At 41.6% G+C, this 19520-nt stretch carries 16 protein-coding genes; 8 read left to right on the forward strand and 8 right to left on the reverse strand.

Annotated elements, in window-relative coordinates; all coding sequences use genetic code 11:
- The first annotated feature begins 40 nt into the window (after window positions 1-40).
- Together CSV61_RS07160 and mgtE are read left to right on the forward strand one after the other, a co-directional pair.
- Window positions 41-646 carry a general stress protein gene (locus CSV61_RS07160; RefSeq protein ID WP_099638642.1) on the forward strand — a complete coding sequence of 202 codons (606 nt, stop codon included), beginning with the start codon at window positions 41-43 and terminating at the stop codon, window positions 644-646.
- Window positions 647-781: 135 nt separating this feature from the next.
- Window positions 782-2140, forward strand: coding sequence for a magnesium transporter (gene mgtE, locus CSV61_RS07165; protein ID WP_099638643.1), 1359 nt, complete (start codon window positions 782-784; stop codon window positions 2138-2140).
- 339 nt (window positions 2141-2479) lie between these two features.
- Here the strand turns inward: mgtE and CSV61_RS07170 are convergent, their stop codons facing one another.
- Together CSV61_RS07170 and CSV61_RS07175 are read right to left on the reverse strand one after the other, a co-directional pair.
- Window positions 2480-3898: an amidase gene (locus tag CSV61_RS07170; RefSeq protein WP_099638644.1), complete on the reverse strand. Its 1419-nt coding sequence runs from the start codon at window positions 3896-3898 to the stop codon at window positions 2480-2482.
- A complete protein-coding gene (locus CSV61_RS07175) occupies window positions 3891-4079 on the reverse strand; it encodes a hypothetical protein (protein ID WP_233193540.1) in 189 nt (62 codons plus the stop codon). Before CSV61_RS07175 ends, CSV61_RS07170 begins: the two co-directional genes overlap by 8 nt.
- Before the next feature lie 282 nt (window positions 4080-4361).
- Between CSV61_RS07175 and CSV61_RS07180 the strand changes: the two genes are divergently transcribed.
- Window positions 4362-4727 carry a DUF2188 domain-containing protein gene (locus CSV61_RS07180; protein ID WP_099638645.1) on the forward strand — a complete coding sequence of 122 codons (366 nt, stop codon included), beginning with the start codon at window positions 4362-4364 and terminating at the stop codon, window positions 4725-4727.
- Window positions 4728-4760: 33 nt separating this feature from the next.
- Here the strand turns inward: CSV61_RS07180 and CSV61_RS07185 are convergent, their stop codons facing one another.
- Window positions 4761-5315 (reverse strand): DUF488 domain-containing protein, encoded by a 555-nt coding sequence (locus CSV61_RS07185; RefSeq protein WP_099638646.1) that lies wholly within the window; start codon window positions 5313-5315, stop codon window positions 4761-4763.
- A 126-nt stretch (window positions 5316-5441) separates the two neighbouring features.
- Here CSV61_RS07185 and CSV61_RS07190 point away from each other — a divergent pair, with 126 nt between their 5' ends.
- The 4 genes from CSV61_RS07190 (at window position 5442) to CSV61_RS07205 (ending at window position 10534) form a co-directional block, all read left to right on the forward strand.
- On the forward strand, window positions 5442-6341 hold the full coding sequence (locus CSV61_RS07190) for a YegS/Rv2252/BmrU family lipid kinase (RefSeq protein ID WP_083035111.1): 900 nt from the start codon (window positions 5442-5444) through the stop codon (window positions 6339-6341).
- A 324-nt stretch (window positions 6342-6665) separates the two neighbouring features.
- Entirely contained in the window at window positions 6666-8306 is a 1641-nt protein-coding gene (locus tag CSV61_RS07195) for an ATP-binding protein (protein ID WP_099638647.1), read from the forward strand.
- Between the two features lie 16 nt (window positions 8307-8322).
- Complete coding sequence (locus CSV61_RS07200; protein ID WP_099638648.1) at window positions 8323-9024, forward strand: response regulator; 702 nt, start codon at window positions 8323-8325, stop codon at window positions 9022-9024.
- 187 nt (window positions 9025-9211) lie between these two features.
- Window positions 9212-10534: a CitMHS family transporter gene (locus tag CSV61_RS07205; protein WP_099638649.1), complete on the forward strand. Its 1323-nt coding sequence runs from the start codon at window positions 9212-9214 to the stop codon at window positions 10532-10534.
- 83 nt (window positions 10535-10617) lie between these two features.
- On the opposite strand, the gene CSV61_RS07210 is transcribed toward CSV61_RS07205, so the two are convergent.
- The 4 genes from CSV61_RS07210 to CSV61_RS07225 all read right to left on the reverse strand — a co-directional run bounded on the left by CSV61_RS07210 (window position 10618) and on the right by CSV61_RS07225 (window position 16107).
- On the reverse strand, window positions 10618-11814 hold the full coding sequence (locus CSV61_RS07210; RefSeq protein ID WP_099638715.1) for an NAD(P)/FAD-dependent oxidoreductase: 1197 nt from the start codon (window positions 11812-11814) through the stop codon (window positions 10618-10620).
- A gap of 105 nt (window positions 11815-11919) precedes the next feature.
- On the reverse strand, window positions 11920-14568 hold the full coding sequence (locus CSV61_RS07215; RefSeq protein ID WP_099638650.1) for an MMPL family transporter: 2649 nt from the start codon (window positions 14566-14568) through the stop codon (window positions 11920-11922).
- Window positions 14569-14571: 3 nt separating this feature from the next.
- On the reverse strand, window positions 14572-15018 hold the full coding sequence (locus tag CSV61_RS07220; RefSeq protein WP_099638651.1) for a MarR family winged helix-turn-helix transcriptional regulator: 447 nt from the start codon (window positions 15016-15018) through the stop codon (window positions 14572-14574).
- 117 nt (window positions 15019-15135) lie between these two features.
- The gene (locus CSV61_RS07225) at window positions 15136-16107 is read right to left on the reverse strand and encodes a YeiH family protein (protein WP_233193546.1); all 972 of its coding nucleotides are present in this window, start codon (window positions 16105-16107) and stop codon (window positions 15136-15138) included.
- Between the two features lie 177 nt (window positions 16108-16284).
- On the opposite strand from CSV61_RS07225, the gene CSV61_RS07230 reads away from it, so the two are divergent.
- On the forward strand, window positions 16285-17199 hold the full coding sequence (locus tag CSV61_RS07230; RefSeq protein ID WP_099638717.1) for a LysR family transcriptional regulator: 915 nt from the start codon (window positions 16285-16287) through the stop codon (window positions 17197-17199).
- 219 nt (window positions 17200-17418) lie between these two features.
- Here CSV61_RS07230 and CSV61_RS07235 read toward each other — a convergent pair whose 3' ends face one another.
- Window positions 17419-19236 carry a cation:proton antiporter gene (locus CSV61_RS07235; protein WP_099638652.1) on the reverse strand — a complete coding sequence of 606 codons (1818 nt, stop codon included), beginning with the start codon at window positions 19234-19236 and terminating at the stop codon, window positions 17419-17421.
- Window positions 19237-19520: the final 284 nt, after the last annotated feature.

Raw genomic sequence — 19520 nt, forward strand, 5'->3', positions numbered from 1 at the left:
TGAAACTACTATTTACTACATTTATAGGAGGAGCTATTTTATGAAGAAAAGACATGTAGTCGGAACTTATGACACAGATAGAGAAGCCATTGCCGCGATTGAAAATTTAAAGCATCTCGGATTCACTGCCGATGATATTTCCATTATTAGTAAAGATCGTGAAGAAGCAGATTATGTAGTCGAACAAACGGACACACATGCTGCCGAAGGGGCCGCGACGGGAGCTGCAACTGGTGGTTTGATCGGTGGTTTTGGAGGAATTCTTACAGGCATCGGTGCATTGGCTATCCCTGGGATAGGTCCTATAATAGCAGCTGGTCCAATAGTAGCCGGCATTACAGGAGCTGCAGCCGGAGCAGGTGTCGGTGGCCTTGCAGGTGCATTGATTGGAATGGGGATTCCTGAAGATGAAGCTCATCGCTATCATGATCATTTCGAGCACGGGAAAATTTTAGTATTAATCGACTCAGATCTATATGATCCAGTAACACATACACACGCTTCCCATACGACAGGTTCAATTGATCACCCTGCTAGTCATGATATCGAATCAAGCCCGTTAATTGACCCGAATCCATTAGCTAAAAATCATAGCTATGATCCCTTAACTGATCCAAAACCGGCTGACAAAGATACTCACATTTAAGTTTGAACTAAGTCTCTTCGGAGGCTTTTTTTATTGACTAACATTATTTTACATTGCATCACTTGGTTTCTTTTCTATCACAGAGGGGAAAGAATGAATGAACATAACTATTTACGGATAAGAGAGGTGCGTTACATGCCGCTGACTCGTGATCAAGATGATGTTTCACGCGCGATTATACAATTAATTAAAGATGGTAATTTGGAATCCTTAAAAAAAGCAATTAATGAATTAGAACCTAGAGAGGTAGCGACTCAGTATAAACGATTACCACGAAAACGACATACTATATTTTTAGAAATACTGGATAAAGATCATCTGGTGAATATGCTAGGCTTTTTATCGAAAAGTGAACAATTACGCGTACTGGATTTAGTGGGGCCGGTTCGTTCCACAGAACTGCTCGAAGAAATGAAAAGTGATGACTTATCCCACCTTTTATCCGATCTGTCGGATAAACAAGTGGAAAAACTTATAGCTGAATTGCGCCAAGAACAAAAAAAGAATGTGTTACAGCGCCGAAAGTATCCTAAAGATTCAGCTGGTCGGATTATGACGACGCGTTATGTATGGGTTCATCAGTCATACACTGTTGAAAAAACGATTGAAAAGCTGATGCATTATAAATCATTTGCTCATTATTTAAATTACGTATATATCATTAATGATGAAAAACAATTAATAGGTGTGCTTTCTTACCGTGATTTATTGCTCGCAAAGTCAGATTGTATGGTAACGGAAATTATGGAGACCGGTCTTGCCAAAGTACTGGATACGACTGATCAAGGCGAAGTAGCCAAAATGATTGGACAATTTGATTTCGTATCACTACCTGTTGTCAATGAAGAGAATATATTAGTGGGAATCATACAGGCAGATGAAGTACTCGATTTAGTTGTCAGAGAAGCTAACAAGGATATTGAAATGCTGTTCGCTTCTGGTAAATCTATTGACTTCAAAACAAAACCTCTCGTGGCCGCTTACCGTAGACTCCCCTGGCTCATTCTATTGTTATTTATCGGCCTTGTTTCAGGTAGTATCATTTCCAAATTTGAAGAAACGTTAGAAGCGGTTGTCGCTCTCGCCTTTTTTATGCCGATGATTGCCGGTATGACCGGTAACACCGGTACTCAATCTTTAGCTGTCGTGGTGCGTGGTCTAGTATCTGAAGACTTAAATATGAAAACGTCACTGCATCTAGTATTTCGAGAGTTAATTGTTGGGATTATATTAGGTGTCGTTTGTGGTGCCGTGATCTCAGTAATTGCCTATGTATGGCAAGGTAGTTTCACACTAGGATTAGTTGTAGGTTCATCTTTAGTTGCTACACTGATTATCGGAACGATTGCAGGAACCGTTATTCCTTTGATTCTCAATAAATTTAATGTAGACCCAGCTGTAGCTTCCGGCCCTTTAATTACGACGATCAATGATATTCTGTCATTACTAATTTATTTCGGAATTGCTACAATGTTTATTTCAAAATTAATGTAGTTGAATATTCTGACTACTTAGGTATACAACCGGAATATTCTGCATATTATATAGTAATGAAAGGTTAGTGTAAGGCTGCTGTAATGTATCTCAGTTTGATGCCAAACACTACAGAAGTATGACATTCTTCACAGTTTGATGATTTGCGTTTATACCGTTTTTGATAGGTTATACTATTTATAACAGCAATTGCACAAACGGATTTGGGTTGAAGTTTGGTGCAGCTGGGTTTGTGATAGCGAAGAAGTAAAGTCGAATAATTTGTACCGCTTCGTCGAAGAGCGAGTACATAACGAAGAGCTCCGCGGCCATGGGTTGACCGCGGAGCTTTTTGTGGTTTTATGCTTTTGTGAGTAAAGGCGGTTTCCTATTCTTCATCGGATTAGTCTGTTCAATCGCATAACCGACGTCGAGCAATAAAGCTTCTGAGAAAGCAGGTCCAATAATCTGCACTCCGACAGGTAGGTCTCCTTTGAAACCACCCGGTACTGACAATGCAGGAAGGCCAGTTAGATTACCCGGTCCTGTAAAACGAATAATGTTATCGATTAGATCCACTTGCTCCCCGTTAAGTTCCACATTGTCCGCACCGATTGTACTCGCCACTACCGGTAGTGTTGGAGCAATAAGTACGTCGACCTTTTTGAATACTTCCTCGAATTCTTGCTTAAGTTGACGACGTACTTGCTGGGCTTGAAGATAGTCAACAGCAGATGGTAATTCACCAAGCTCAAACAACATTCGGATATCATCACCGAAATCTTGCGGGCGCTTCAACATGTCTTCATGATGAATAGCAGACGCTTCTGAAAGTGATGTCACCAGTTCCGCCCATTCCGCATATTTTAAACTTGGAATTTTCACTACTTCCACTTTAGCCCCCTGGTCTGTAAGCGCTTTAATATTTCCACGTACTACTTGATCCACTTCATCATCTACTCTATTGAAGAAATAATCTTCATTCACGCCAATGACCAGATTGGATACGTCCCCTTTGATTTTCTTCAAATGCTGGTTCACTGGAGTATTAACCGATGTGGGATCCTTCTCATCAAACCCTGAAATAATATCCATCATCCCTGCTGCATCTTTGATTGTTTTAGTCATCGGACCAATATGATCAAGTGTCCAAGCCAATGGATAACATCCATATTTACTAACACGCCCATGTGTTGGCTTTAATCCAACAATCCCACAGATGGATGAAGGAATTCGGATAGAGCCTGCTGTATCTGTTCCAAGAGAAGCGACACTTGAACCAATTGAAACGGCAGCTCCTGAGCCGCCACTCGAACCACCAGGAATTCTGTCTGTATCCCAAGGGTTTCTAACTGCTCCATAGTGGGGATTATTGTTTGTAATTCCCCAAGCATATTCATGCATACTCAGTTTTCCTGTGAAAATGACTCCAGCATCTCTTAACTTGCTTACTACTGTCGCATCATCTTCTGGAATAAAATCCTTATGAATTTTAGAAGACATGGTAGTGACTTTTCCTTTAAAATATAAATTATCTTTCAAGGCCATTGGAATTCCATGATACATGCCTCGATAGTTTCCATTTTTAATTTCTTTCTCTGCTTCACGCGCTGATTGCTCCGCTTCTTCGCGGTAGATTGTCATGTAAGCATTGATCGTGTCTTGCGTCTCTTCTGCATGATCTAGCACTGCATTGGTTAACTCGACTGGTGATAATGATCCGTTTTCCAAAAGTGGTGCCAGTTCCTCGACCGACTTCTGAGTCAATTCTTTAGCCAATATGATCACCTCCGGGGATATTTCGAAGTCCGATATCTGCGTCTTCGATTTTCACACCTTCTAATGTTCCTCTTAACCCTTGCATCCCCTTCCAGCGACTTTCTAAGATTTCTAGATGTTCGGGTTTTGCCTGAATACCTTTACTCTCCAATAGTTGCTTAACAGACAGAGACAATACCATCACTCCTTCAGTTACTATTTATCTATATAGGGTTATCCTATTGAGATCATAACAAAATGGGCGATCGTTAAAATAATGCTAGATCGCTAAGTACGTAAGAATATCTATACTCTAGCATTAAGTGATAGAATAATCAAATTATTCAAAAATGAATGCTGATTGCTTCTTCTACATTATGAATTATTCAAATAAGGTTCAGGTAGCAGACGTTTAACATTTCTTTTATACTGTAGTTTACGCTGGATGAAAAAAGGGAATTTGTGAAACAGGAGGTGATGTCGAATGCCTTGGAGCAAACAGGATTATCCTGCTTCATTGAAGAATCTGGATCCTGCAGTACGTGATAAAGCGATTGAAATTGCCAATGCTCTGCTGCGTGAGAATTACGAAGAAGATCGTGCTATATCCATAGCTACAGCGCAAGCTCATGAATACGTGGAAGGTAAAAGTGAAGGACGTCCACATTACGAAGTAAAACCTCGTGGAGAGGAATGGATCTTCCAAAAGTCGGGTAGCGATCATGTCATGTTTAAAGAAGATACCAAATCCGCTTTACTTGATAAAGCAAAAAAGTACGTTACGGAACACGAAGGTATATTATCTGTTTACCATGCAGATGGATCACACGATAAAACATTGTACGAGTAACAAGAAAGCCCTTTGAACTAAAGGGCTTTCTTGTTACTCTTCTTCAGGTGGATATATTACTTCATCATCATTTGTCATGGTAGGTTCTGCCCCCCACTTTCCCACGACATGATCTTCTATCAACGTCTGTTCTTTCGGTCCATCTATAATGTGTTTCACAGTCCAACCATGTGTAGCAAGCCAATTACTAATCAACAAGCGATGGCATCTTGCGGGATGCCGTTCGGAACAGCAGATAGCAATTCGTTGTTCGGCAGCATCCTTCATTAGGTTGTCGACTCCTTCTTGAAATTCCTCTGTCAACGTATAATCCGCGTAGTTATGGAACGACTGATTGTTCCATCCATCGTTTACTTCATGGTCAATCGTTTTGGATTTTCTTCTACGGCCACCTAACTTACTACAATGCGCATAGTCGATATCATGTGCCGGTAGCCATTCTTTCATTCGATCCTCATGGAAATGCGGGAATTTGCGACTACCTGGAAACGCACGCACATCGACTAGTTTCTCGATACCTGCATCATCCAATAACTTTAAAAATTCTTCTTTTGTATGCGTAGAATGTCCAACTGTGTAAATATCCATATATCCTCACTCCTCTTATAGTTACCATTCCCTGAGATTCATATAAGAAACCAGTTGCTTACGTTCAACACATAGTTTCTACATCGTGAAATCGGGAATAATACAGTAAAAAAGGAAGTGTATATCATGCTTCATTTCAACAGCGCGCTTTTTATTTATAATCAGACAGCGGGCGCGAATGATACACAGCTAAAACTTTCCCAGACACTTCATGTGTTCGCACAAGCGGTAGATCAACTCATTGTATTGAACACTTCTTCCGAAGAACAACTCCGGCAAGCTTGTGTTACATATAGCGACCAAGTCGATTTGTTCATCATACTAGGTGGTGACGGGACTGTACACACCTGTATAAATAGTATCGCACCTCTTGCTACACGTCCTGTCATCGCAGTTTTGCCTGGTGGTACATCAAACGACTTTAGTCGATCATTAGGGATTCCGCAACCTTTACATGAAGCAGCCATTTCTCTCCTCAACGGATCGATTAGGAATACCGATATTGGTAAAGTTGGTGAGCAGTACTTTATGAATTTTTGGGGAACCGGATTAGTCACTGAAACATCCGAAAATATAAAGTCCATTGAAAAGAAACGTTTTGGTTCCATTAGCTATATGCTGAGTACCTTACGAACATTGAATCAGACCCAACCATTTCGATACAAAATTCAATCTATGGATACAGAGTTAGAAGGAGAGGCTATTCTACTATTCGTTCTGAATGGAGGATTTATTGGCACAACCGAGCTTCCTATCGCTTCATTATCTCCTATTGATGGTAAATTAGATGTTCTAATTGTGCGCGATTCCAACTTTGCTGCTTTTCGTGAATTATTTACACTACAAAATCCTGCTGTGGTAAATGATCAATTATATGAACTCGAATATATTCAAGTCACAGCTCTTGATATCATGCAACCTATTGGAAATAAAGTCGATATGGACGGAGAAATCTATGAAGAAACGGCGCAGCAAATTACTGTGCTACCTGGTCATTTACGAATGATTCATGTAAACGCGTTCTAAGTAAATAGATTTTCAATTGGCTAGATCGCAATCTCATATGGAAATTTCAAGTCCTACTGCAAAATCGCACTATCCTGCATGCTACGTAAGTGAAACTACTGTACTTCCTCACTGAGTTTCCTACAATACGAATCATGATGCTATGTTCAAGGATTTATTTCTACATCGCTAGTAAGGAAACTCTTCTTTTCCATACGTATAATGGCTAACTGTCTATGCCTCCAACGTTGATCACTCCCTTTCACTTTTTAATGAACAATACCATTTCATATTTCGCATAGCATGGTATTCTATATCTACTAACATGTTTACCGGGGGTTCGACATGATCCGTATCCGAAAAGAAGATTTATCCATCCATAGAACGAAAAACAGACCCTTTCTCAATCTCCACCTGAAAATGATTAGCTTGATAGGCGCGCTCTCCATTACGATCATATTGCTGATTGGTGGATTCATGAGTTTCTTCGTCACTGATACATTAGAAACTCAAATTGGGGAAAGAGCGCTGAGTGTTGCAAAAAGTGTGGCGGTGATACCTGAGATTTCTCAGGCCTTTGAATCGAATAATCCTTCTGCTATCATCCAGCCAATTGTGCAAAAAATCCAAGACCAGACAGACGCAGAGTTTATCGTTGTTGGTAACCAACAGGAAATCCGTTATGCACACCCGAGTCCCGATCGGATTGGCGAAAAAATGATTGGTGAAGATAATGAACGTGCGTTAAATAACGGAGAATCTTATACGTCCAAATCAACAGGATCTTTAGGTAGCTCACTCCGTGCAAAAGCACCCGTCTATTTAAATGGCGAAATTGTAGGGGTTGTCTCAGTGGGGTTCTTAGTAGATTCCATTGAATCAATCATTTGGGGATACAGCAAGGAAATCTGGCTTGTTCTCCTAGGCATTTGCACAGCCGCAATCATTGGAGCTATACTGATTGCGAACTATATAAAGAAAGTGTTATTTGGATTAGAGCCTGAAGAGATTTCGCATTTACTCTTTCAAAAAGAAACTATTTTGCATTCCATTCATGAAGGCATTATTGCTATTAATAAGGATGGCCGAATTACGATGGTCAACTCCGCTGCGTTGAAACTGTTGACAGGCGGCGAACAGCAAGCCGATGACTGGATAGGTAAACCTATACAAGAGAGCTTTCCTAATTCAGATCTGCCCTATGTTCTGCAGCATGGTGAATCCGTCTTCGATCAGGAAAAAGTTTTTAGCAACCACATCGTGTATGTAAACAGCGTGCCGATCTTCTACGAACATGAATTGCTCGGTGCAGTTGCCACTTTCAGGAATAAAACCGAGATCGAGAATTTAACGAAAAAACTATCGCACATTCAGCAATATGCTAATGCCCTGCGATCACAAACACATGAATTCGCTAATAAACTGTATACGATTATGGGACTGACGCAACTGAACAAAAAAGATGAAGTGCTCGATTTTATTCGACACGAAACTAGCATTCAGCAACATTGGACAAACACACTACTTGATAATATAAATGATCCATACATTAGTGGTCTGCTTGTCGGAAAACTTAGTCAAGCGAGCGAGTTGCAAATCAATGTGTCCATCCAACCCGATAGCCAATTCCATTCACCAATATCCGACGTGAACCGCCAAGCATTATTGACGGCTATCGGAAATCTGCTTGATAACGCATTTGATGCTGTACATGATGAACGAGCCATTTCCCGAGAAATATCGATTTCTTTTACTGATATCGGACAAGATCTGCTGTTTGAAATCGATGACGCAGGTCCGGGTATCGATGATGCATCCATTGATAAACTTGTAACCCGTGGTTTCTCGACAAAAGTTGGAACCGAAAGAGGCTTCGGTCTCGCCCTAACAAAGAATGCAATTGAAACTGCAAATGGCCAGCTGTCCATTGAACCGAGTGAACTGGGCGGTACATACTTTGTCGTTTCATTGCCAAAAGATAATTAAAGGAGGAATTCTACCCGTGATCAGTACTATACGAGTAGTCATTGTTGAGGATGACTTTCGAGTGGCGAAGATTAACCGCCAACTAATTGAACAGATTGCTGGCTATGAAGTCGTATCAGAACAAAGGACAGCTTCAGAAACCCTTGCCTATTTGCGGCAGTTAAAAGTCCTGCCTAATCTCATTTTATTGGATGTCTACATACCCGACAGCTCGGGACTCGACTTATTTTGGGGTCTGCGGAGGGAATTCCCCACCATTGATATTATGTTGTTAACAGCTGCGAAAGAGGCAGAAACTGTAGAAGAAGCACTCCAGGGAGGCGTGTTGGATTATTTAATCAAACCCGTTGAACCAGAGAGGTTTGCGAAAGCATTCAGACGGTACCGTTCTAGTAAAATATTGCTCTCTTCAAAAACCGAACTGTCCCAAGAAGATCTTGACCGTATATTATTCGGTACAGAGATACAACCAGCCCTTTCCCTTTCAGCTGATGGTTTGCCAAAAGGTATAGATCGTCTAACTCTTGAACGCATTGAAAACGTAATCTTACAATGTACGACGGGAGGATTAACCGCCGCTCATGCCGGTGAAGCAGCTGGCGTCAGCCGCTCTACCGCACGACGCTATTTGGAATACCTTGTATTAGTAGAAAAAGTAAAAGCCCAATTGCACTATGGAGATGTCGGGAGACCTGAACGCACGTATATCAAACTCTAAATGCTTCCGCGTGAATAATATGAACAAAATGCACAATAAAAACTCTATCCGCCTTATGATCACAAGCTTTTTCGCGACTTTTCGACATGATACATTATGGACAGCATAAGAGAATTTACGTGATTACATCTATTTGTATCCGCTTACATCTCTCTTTCACCATTTTATTCATTGGAGGGAAATCGCTATGTTAAGTATTATTGGATTATTGACTATTTTCATTATCGTGGCATTACTGATCAGCGGCCGGATTACACCTATCGTCGGTTTGGTCATCGTTCCCATCTTCGGAGCATTTTTTGCCGGCTTCAACTTTAAGGAGATTGGGGAGTTCTTCAACAGTGGAATTGAATCTGTTATTAGCGTCGTTATTATGTTCATCTTTGCGATTCTGTTCTTTGGTGTTATGCAAGATGCAGGGGTCTTCAACCCATTAATTAATACAATGATTAAAATCTCACGAGGAAATGTAGTAGCTGTTGCCATGGCCACAGTAGTAATCGCGGCTATTGCACAGTTAGATGGCTCAGGGGCGTCCACATTCCTAATTACAATCCCTGCGCTTTTACCACTCTATAAAAGATTGAAAATGAATCCTTATTTACTGCTACTTCTTGTCGGAATCTCAGCAAGTATCGTAAATATGGTTCCATGGGGCGGACCTCTTGGGCGAGCTGCAGCTGTGCTTGGTGTCGACGTCACGGAATTGTGGCGGCCACTTATCAAAATCCAAATCGTCGGGATACTACTCTTAATTACATTTGCTTTCATTCTCGGATTACGCGAAAAGCGAATTATCGCTAAAAAAGTGGCTAGTGGAGCTTTTGACGATGACGTGGATGAGATAGAAGAGGTAGAGCAAAAAGTAGACTCTGATGGCAGTCTCCTTCTTCGTCCAAAAATGCTTTGGATCAACGTGATTATTGCCGTCAGCGTCGTCGGATTACTCGTTTGGGGAAAAGTACCGGCAGGCTTTATCTTCATGGTTGGATTCAGTATCGCGCTTCCATTAAACTATCGCTCCGTGAATGAACAAATGGATCGTATTAAAGCGCATGCGCCGAATGCCTTACTAATGGCAGCGATCATTCTAGCAGCCGGTTCATTCCTAGGTATTTTAAACGGTGCGAACATGCTAGATTCTATAGCAACAGATTTAGTAAAAGTACTGCCGGCACTCATTGTGCCGTATTTGCATATCATCATCGGCCTCTTCGGCGTACCGTTTGATCTATTGCTCAGTACAGATGCGTATTATTTCGCATTACTGCCGATTGTAGAACAAGTCGTCTCTGGCTTCGGTGTTCCATCAGTTTCCATCGCGTATGCATTAATCGTCGGGAACGTTATCGGTACATTCGTCAGCCCCTTCTCCCCTGCACTATGGCTTGCATTAGGGCTTGCAGGTTTGGAAATGGGCAAACATATCCGCTACTCATTCCTTATTATGTGGGGATTCAGTATCGTATTATTCCTAATTACTATGGCTATGGGTGTTATCACATTCTAAGTTAACTAATCTAGCGACATAGTATTTCCCATGTAAATACATGCATAAAAGCAACTGAAGAACTTTTTCTCCAGTTGCTTTTTTTATCGATCTATTTCCAATATAGGTTCATTAGGATTCGACTTCCCCGCCAATTCATCACGTAGTAAATACGCACCCAACATACTATAGACCGTTCCGTTGCCGCCAAGTCCAATTAGATAGTAAATATGTGGTTCCAATGGATGGCGCCCGATGACTGGTAGTTCATCTGTCGATTCACCAAATAGTGCCGTCCACTCATACTCAAAATCTAGCTTCTGATCAGGAAACAGCTCTTGCAACTCTTGCTTTAATTGATCGAATTTCTTTTCGTATTCTTTTTGTGATCTCGGTAATGTATCCATATCCTGATCCAAACCACCCGCCACGATGCGATTTTCATCTGTCAACCGCATATATAAATAAGGTCGTTTTGTTTCCCAGATCATCATCCGTTCATGCCAGAATGACAAATCGTCTATTGGCTGTGTGGCGATTGCATAGGTAACTTTCAAATCTTTTTGAGGAATCTTCGTATCAAGAGTCGGTGCATAACCCGTAGTAACAACGACCGACTTTGCCTGAAATTCTCCATTCGTCGTTTTGATGAGAACGTGTTCCTCTGTATCTTGAATCTCAAGCACTTCCGTATGTTCAAATACGTCCATACCCTTCTCATATGCGTGATGAATCGCACCCATACATAAACGTAAAGGATTCACTTCTGCATCTCCCGCCGTCACGATGGCGGCAGGTTGTGAAAACGGGAAATGTGCTTCAATATCTTCAGATTCCCAAAACGCTACCGGAAAACCGTATTTTCGTAGTGCTTCAAACTCCTTGCGTAATCTGGCAACATCTTCTTCTGTGCTAGCATAATATAAACTTTTGCGTGTATGAAATTGGACATCGAACGGTGCATGTTTCGCAACGTCTTGCAAACTCTCCATTGCGTCTTTACATGACTGATAAAATTCCACTGCCTTCTTTTCACCAATTTGTTCGATCAATTCATGTAGCATAATATCATTAGAGAACTGCAGTAGACCCGTATTTGCAGAGGTACTACCCCCTCCTACTTCTTCTTGTTCAATCAACGCGATCGAATAGCCTTCATTCGCTAATACATAGGAAGTCAATGCGCCCGACATCCCGCCACCTACTATGGCGACATCATATACATCTTGACGATGCACTCTCGCAAAACCTTCCTTTGTAAAAGTCGACTCCCAATATAATGACCCTGTATGTAACTTCATCATGAGCGATCTCCTATCTATTCTTTTTACTTCTTTACCCTGTAAACTTAGCTCTATAAACATAGACAAAAAAGGTGCTCAGTCAATGGCTGAGCACCTTCTCTTTTATCCTCTAAACGGCCACCAAACTCCGCGTCCAAATGAAACCGTAATAGCCGGAATTAACAATGGTAAAATAATTAAACCATAGAGTAGTAATCCCGAAATAACAATCGTCGCAATTTGCATAAGGCTCAAGACGCCTGAAGGCATCATCGCACCGAATGTCCCTGCCAAAATGATAGCTGCCGTAATAATGACCGTACCCATCTTCGCCATAGAATACATCAAGGCTTCCTTGATCTTCATACCCCTAATACTCTCCTCGCGGAAACGATCGAGTAAGAAAATGGAGTAATCTACACCAAGTGCAATGAGCATAATAAATCCAAAGAACGGAACAGCCCAACTGACTCCGTCATACCCAAGACCATTGACGAAGATCAATTCCGTAATAGATATCGCTGTGTAATATGTCAGCAATAGTGAACCGATCATATACAATGGCATGATCGCTGAACGGAATAAGACGAAAAGAACAATGAATAACCCTATTAACATAATGGTGACAGTACGCGTAAAGTCCGCGGATGAAATATCACTCAAGTCCGAGTTCATACTCGAAATACCACTAAATGCTAAGTCTGCATCTTCAAATGGCGTACCGATGACCGCGCGCTTCACCGTATCTTTAATATCATGTACCGTTGAAATCGCTTCACGTGAATACGGGTTCTCTTTCAAAATGACTTCCATCAAAATCCCTTTTTCATCATCGAATGTGTAGCGATCGATAACGGGTGTAAACTCTTCATTTTCAAGCGTTCCTTTTGGAATGAATAAACCCGTGTCGCGCACACTTTTCGTATCCGCCATATCATCGAGCATATCCGCAATTTCCTGAAGTCCTGTCGTTACTTCAGCTAAACCGTCCTTAGAGGCTTTAACGCCACTACCTAGCTGCTTCAAACCACCTTTTAATTGGCCAATTTGTGAACCACTTTGGTTGATCTGAGATCCAGCCCCTGCAATGCCATCACGAATCTTACTTAATTCGTTACCTAGAGCATCCAACCCTCCAGCTGCTTGTGCGGCTGGAAGACCTTGTTGTAGGCCACCAGAAATCTGTGCCAGCTGGCCATTGATTTGCTCAATACCGTTTGCGGCTTGAATTAATCCGCTACCACCGCCAGCACCGCCTGAAGGCAATTGATTCGCTGTATCGCGTAAATTATATTGTACTGTCGCTAATCCTAAGCGAATTTCATGTATGCCGTCATTCGCCTGCTTCAAACCATCTGCCATCAAACCGATCTGATGGTCTACATATAAATCTTCCAACAATTCACCCGTTGGTCGTGTAACAGTACGAACGCTCTTGACTCCTTCTACTTTCTCCAAGTCTCGTGAAATCGCTTCTAAATAAGTGATATCTCCTTCTTTAACAATTGGAGAATCTTTCTTTAACAATACTTGTACCGGTAGTGAATCTCCTTCACCGAAAGCTTTAGAGATAAGATTTAATCCTTTTACGGACTCTTTACTTCCATCAATTTCATCTACTGTATTGAATGAAAGATCATTGTCATACGTCAGTAGTAGCGGGATGGTGATGATCGCTACGATTAACATGGAAAGTAACGGGCGCATTACAGATAATTTACTGAATGCAATCCACAATTTACTATCCTTATGAGAAGCCGCGCTTTTTGCAGGCCAGAATAATTTGTCTTTCAAAATAGACATTAACAACGGAACAACAGTGAATAGAACGAGCATCAACACGGCAATTCCGACCGCTACTGCGACTGCTGATTTAAATATAGGGAAATCCGCAAATCCGATTGCCGCGAAACCGATAAATACCGCAAGTGCACTGATGAAAAGTGTGCGTCCTGCTGTTTTATACGTGTTGATAATGGCTTCTTCTACTTCATGTCCAGCTAGTAACTCTTCTTTATATCGACTTAATAACAGAATACAGTAATCTGTTCCAAGACCGAATAAAATCGCTACTAAAAATATTTGAGTATAGTTCGAAACTGGGAACCCAAACCAATCGATAAAGAATGCGACGAATGACTGACTTAACAAGTAGGTGATGCCTACCGCAACTAATGGAACGAATGGTGTCACGATCGAGCGGAACACAATAAGTAATAAGGCAAAGATCAATACAACCGTAATAATCTCTGTTTTCTTCAACCCTTCTTGCGCACTTTCGTTTACATCATGATTGATGATGGCTTCGCCTGTCATATAAACTTTGTCTTCTGTAGATACGATATCTTTTTCTATTTTTTCAGCCAACTGAATGATTTGATCATCTGTACCGTCTACCGTTATGGGAAGCAATACAATTTTCTGATCTTCAGAAACGAGCTGATCTTCCATTTCCGCACTTTCAAATGGATCAAGAACGTCCGTTACAATCTTACTGGCCCCCTTGATTTCTTTGGCAGTCTTGGAGATTTCTTGTTTCTTTGCTTGATCTGCTGGTTCGTTAAGATCGTAGACTAGCGAAATCGTTTCATCTGCTTCTCCCGCATCCTCTAACATCTTTGCCGCCTTTTGTGAATCTGCTGATTCGAGCAATTGGAAGGAACCTGCCTTTTCCGCCTGCTTCGCTAAATCAGGTGCTAGCATAAATAAAACGGCTGTCAGTACTACGATACCAATTGCAATAGGCCATTTTAATTTCAATATCGTTTTCACGCATTATCTCTCCTTCATTACTAATATCGACTTAAGTTTACGGAATGTCTTGATGAATTGCTCGAGCTCTTGTTCATCGATTTGGTCTTTGAATAGATTTTCAATACTTTCATTTATAGCCGCATTTGAAACAGCTAGTACTTCATGACCTTTAACAGTCAATGAAATCCGATTGATCCGCTGATCATTCAAATCTCTTTCAGACCGTACTAGATCTTTTTCGACTAATTTCTTGAGGCGTGTCGAAATAGCACTTTTATGTACGCCTTGCATCTCTGCTAGTTGCCCGCTCGATAGGTGTCCATAGGCAGATAGTATTTTCAGCACTTGGATTTGTTCTGGAGAGTAGTCTTTCCAGATAGGAACGTCCAAGTTTTTCACGACGTGTTCCGTGCCGTAGATCATGACTTCTTCAAATAGTTCTACTGCCTCTTGAAGTTGATCTTTCAAAGTAGTCCACCCCCTAAACCAATAGTTAATAGTTTAGGGGGTGGACTAAATAAAGTCAAACAAAAAAGCTAGCTTTAGAGATATTTCTCTGAAGCCAGCTTTTATTGCTAAATGGTATCAAATAATAAAGTACGCGATGACCGATAATAGTACGGATGTAACAGTCATCGCAGCTAGTGGACGCATGGCACGGTCTTTTAAGTCTCGCAGGCTGACGTTGAGTCCAAGTCCGACCATGGCTGCCGTTAGTAACCATGTAGTCAGTGTGAAGACGCCTTCCATTACATGATCTGAAACAGGAATGGAGTGACCGAATACGTAGCTTCCTAGAATACTTAGGATGATAAAACCTACAAGGAACCATGGAAATTCAATTTTAGCGCCTGTTTCATCTGTATCTTTATGTTTACGTTTCATGATAAATATTAAAATGAAACAGAGCGGTACTAATAGAAATACACGGCCGAGTTTGGCGAGTAAAGCAATCGCTAGACCATCTTCTCCTGCCGGTGCACCAGCTAACGCCACGTGCGCGACTTCATGTAAACTGATACCTGCCCACATTCCATACTCGATTGAATCGAGCGGTAGAATCGGACGTAAAATCGTGTAACCGATCGCAAACACTGTCCCCATTAACGCGATAATTCCTACCCCTATTGCTGTATCTTCATCCTTTGCTTTAATAATTGGTGCTACTGCCGCAATTGCTGCTGCACCACAGACACCTGTTCCGACCCCTAAAAGCATAGAAATATTTTTATCTGCCTTCAATACTTTTGCAAGCCAGATCGTCATGAAGATAGCAAAGAGGATGACTCCTACATCTCGTGCAAGCAAGCCGAGCCCATCGCTCAAAACTGTGTCTATATTTAATTTCAAACCATATAAAATGATCGCTGCGCGCAGTAAACGCTTGGATGAGAAAGCAATTCCACTTCGGATCACTTCAGGATAGCCGAAGAATTGACGGTATGCCACCGCGATAATGATTGCGCAAGCCAGTTGTCCGATATGATCGAATCCAGGTACTTTCGCTAATACATAACCTAAAAGTGCAATAAAAAATGTAAATGCTATTCCACCGATCCACGATAACCATTTGGATGGGCGCTGTGGTCCATGCTGTTCTGAAGACCTATTGGAAGAAACCACGATAACAACACCTCCTACTAGTAGTATATAAAATAGATGGCTATAAGAGAAATAACTATTTATAATAGGTATGATAAGTAAATCTGTATACACGGAAAGGAGTTGTCCCCTATCGATCAGCAGCTACAAGTATTCATTGAAGTAGCCGAGCAAAAGAACTTCTCTAGAGCAGCGGAAGAACTTCATATGACACAACCCGCTGTTAGTCAATACATTCGTTCATTCGAAGAATCCATTGGGGTACGATTGCTTGAGCGTACCAACAAATACGTACGACTAAATCAAGCTGGAGAAATCGTCTACCATCACGCAAAAGAAATTGCCGGACTGTACTCCAAAATGCAAAACTTAGTGGATGACTTAGCCAATAAAGCTAGTGGCTCTCTTACTATTGGCGCTAGCTATACATTCGGTGAATACGTCTTACCTCATGTTCTGTCTAAACTCGTTGCTGACTACCCAGCGATTGAACCGCAAGTAACGATTGGCAATACAGCAGACATTGCGGAGTTAGTCATTACTCACCAGCTCGACGTCGGTTTGATTGAAGGACATTTCAAGGAAGCTGCTCCCCTTCAAAATGAAGACTTTGCAGAAGACGAAATGTACATCGTAACGTCTATCGATCATCCGCTTTCACAGAAAAAAGGTCGTCAATCCATTACTGAATTAGAAAATGATATTTGGCTATTACGCGAAGAGGGTTCAGGCACCCGCGAAGCAGCAGAACTATTCTTCTCCCAGTCTGGATTTTATCCAAAGCGCATCATGCAATTCAGCAGTACGCAGCCGATAAAAGAATCTGTCGAAGCAGGACTCGGTGTCAGTCTATTGTCACAGTGGGCCATCCAAAAGGAACTACGTTATGGTGATTTAACAACGCTGTCGGTCAAAGGCACACCATTCAAGCGTCACTTCTCGATCGTGACGAATTCGCCATTTCAAACAAAGGCGTTGCAAGTATTTATTGAGTTGTTAAAGAATAGCGAGGAATTGACAGTGTTGAACACGAAGTCGAAAACGTGATGGTCTGTTCTTGAGGGTAGAGTTTGTGAGAGCTAATGGGGCTAGTTCGAATTTCAGACTTTGTAACAGGTGTGTAGGTCGCGGCAGGAAGTAGTGGTTAGTAATTGATTTAGTAGTGTAGTACTTGTCGGATGGTTGGAGGCATTCCCTACCAATCAGTCGCGCTCCCTTCAAAAAAGACTGTCAAAGTTCGTACTACACTTTGACAGCCTCTTTCATTTATACATTTGCAGGAACACCAGGCTTCAATTTCATCACGACTAACTGATCACCGGCATCCAACGAAATCTTCTTCTGTAATGTAGCAAATACCAATGTGTCATTTTTCTTCTTCACAAACAACGCAGTCGCCGTCTCCGGGATAATCTCCTTGAACGCCAAATCCGTCTCTGTGCCTTCCCACTCATACAAACCAATTTCATAATCCGTATTGATCTTGCGGTTTAACTCAGGAAACGTAGCTTCCTCCTCGAACAATAAATGTGCTTTTAATGAAATCGGCAACGCGGACTTACTCATCGTATGGTTAGATACAGCCGTCAACGAGAACGTGTTGCTAAAACCAAACTCAGGCGCAAATGATTGTGTGATCAATGCGTTATAAGACGCGTCTCCAGTCATCGATATAATTGTATCATACGGTGCCAAATCGATAGAGAAACGTGACCGTTCTGATAACATCTGCCCTGTAAATGTGTCAATACCTGCTTCAGTCGCTGGGCGCAAACGTCCTTGTGAAGGATCAACGATCAGTACGGGTATTTTCATTTCTTTTAATTGGCTAGCTAACGCAATGGAAAAACTGCTCGCTCCGACAATTAATACGCCCGGTGGTTCATTACTCGCTAGGTTCAGCTTTTTCGCTAGAGGTCCAAGTGTAAATCCATGAGCAGTTACCGTAATAAAGACAAGAGCAAAGGTCAGTGCAGTCAGCAAAGTAGCCTCTTCGTACCCATCTTCTGCAAGCGTCGCAGCAAAATAACCTGCGACGGTTAATGCAACAATACCTCGTGGCGCAATCCAGCCGAGTAGTAACTTCTCTCTCCAGACCAATTCAGTACCCACCGTCGAAATCCATATGGACAGTGGACGTACAACGAATAGCATAACTAATACAAATCCAATAATCGGCAATGTAAAGATTTGTGAGATAGTTTCTCTCCCAAGTGATGCTGTCAATAAAATAAAGACCGTCGATGTCAACATGACAGACACATTTTCAACAAAATGTCCGACGTTTCCGATGGACGAAACATAGCGCTTCGTGCGGCCAAGTACTAGTCCCATAACAGTCACTGCAAGCATGCCTGTTTCATGCATAATGATTTCCGCCATCGTAAAGCACAACAGTACAAAGGCCAAAATGACGGGTGATTTCAAGTACTCAGGAAACTGGCCTTTATTCGCCATCACGCTAATCAACAATCCCATAGCTAATCCGAGTAGCGCAGCAAGTGCTGCACCGCCAAAGAAGTTCAATAAATAATTTATCGATAAATGTTCATTCGTCACTACTTTAATCACTTCATATGCAAATAAAGCAAGTAACGGACCGGCAGGATCCACGATAATTCCTTCCCATTTCAAGACAGCGGCGGTTCGTGCTTTTAATTTTGCATTACGTAGCAATGGAATAATTACCGTCGGCCCCGTCACCACGAAGAGACCTCCAATGATAAACGACACTTCCCACGTTAACCCCGCAATGAAGTGTGCCGTAATCGATCCTAAAATCCATGCTAAAAACGCACCCAATGTAACGACTCGGAAAACAGACTTCGAAATGCCTTTTATCTCCCGAAAATCTAGGTTGGAACTTCCTTCAAATAAAATAATAGCAACTGCCAGTGAGATTAGTGGACTATACAGCTCGTCCAACGCCACTTCGGGATTCACCCAGCCAAAAATCGGGCCAATCAACAAACCTGCAATCGACATGATAAAAATTGAAGGCCATTGGATTTTCCAGGCTAGCCACTGCGAGAAGATACCGAGCGCCAAAATAGCCACGATGCTAATTAGTGCTGCTTCTTCCATATATACATCCACCTTCACACTAAATATATTGATTTGCCTAGTGTAGCAAAAGAGAACTGGTATGCATACTCGAAAGGCAATCTACCTTGTAAATCTTCTGCTAATTTACTATATCTATTAGAAATTAGTATAACCTTTTCCGACACTTGTTAACCCTTTTCTTACTTCGGACGACATGAATGAAATCTATATGAAGACAAAGAGGTCAGGACAGAACAGAAAAAACGTAAGGGGAATGTCCTTTACGCTTTTTTCTGTTCTTATCAATAAATATTTTTTAGAGT

The sequence above is a fragment of the Sporosarcina sp. P3 genome (genome assembly GCF_002743415.1).
GTDB classification, from domain to species: Bacteria; Bacillota; Bacilli; order Bacillales_A; family Planococcaceae; genus Sporosarcina; species Sporosarcina ureae_A.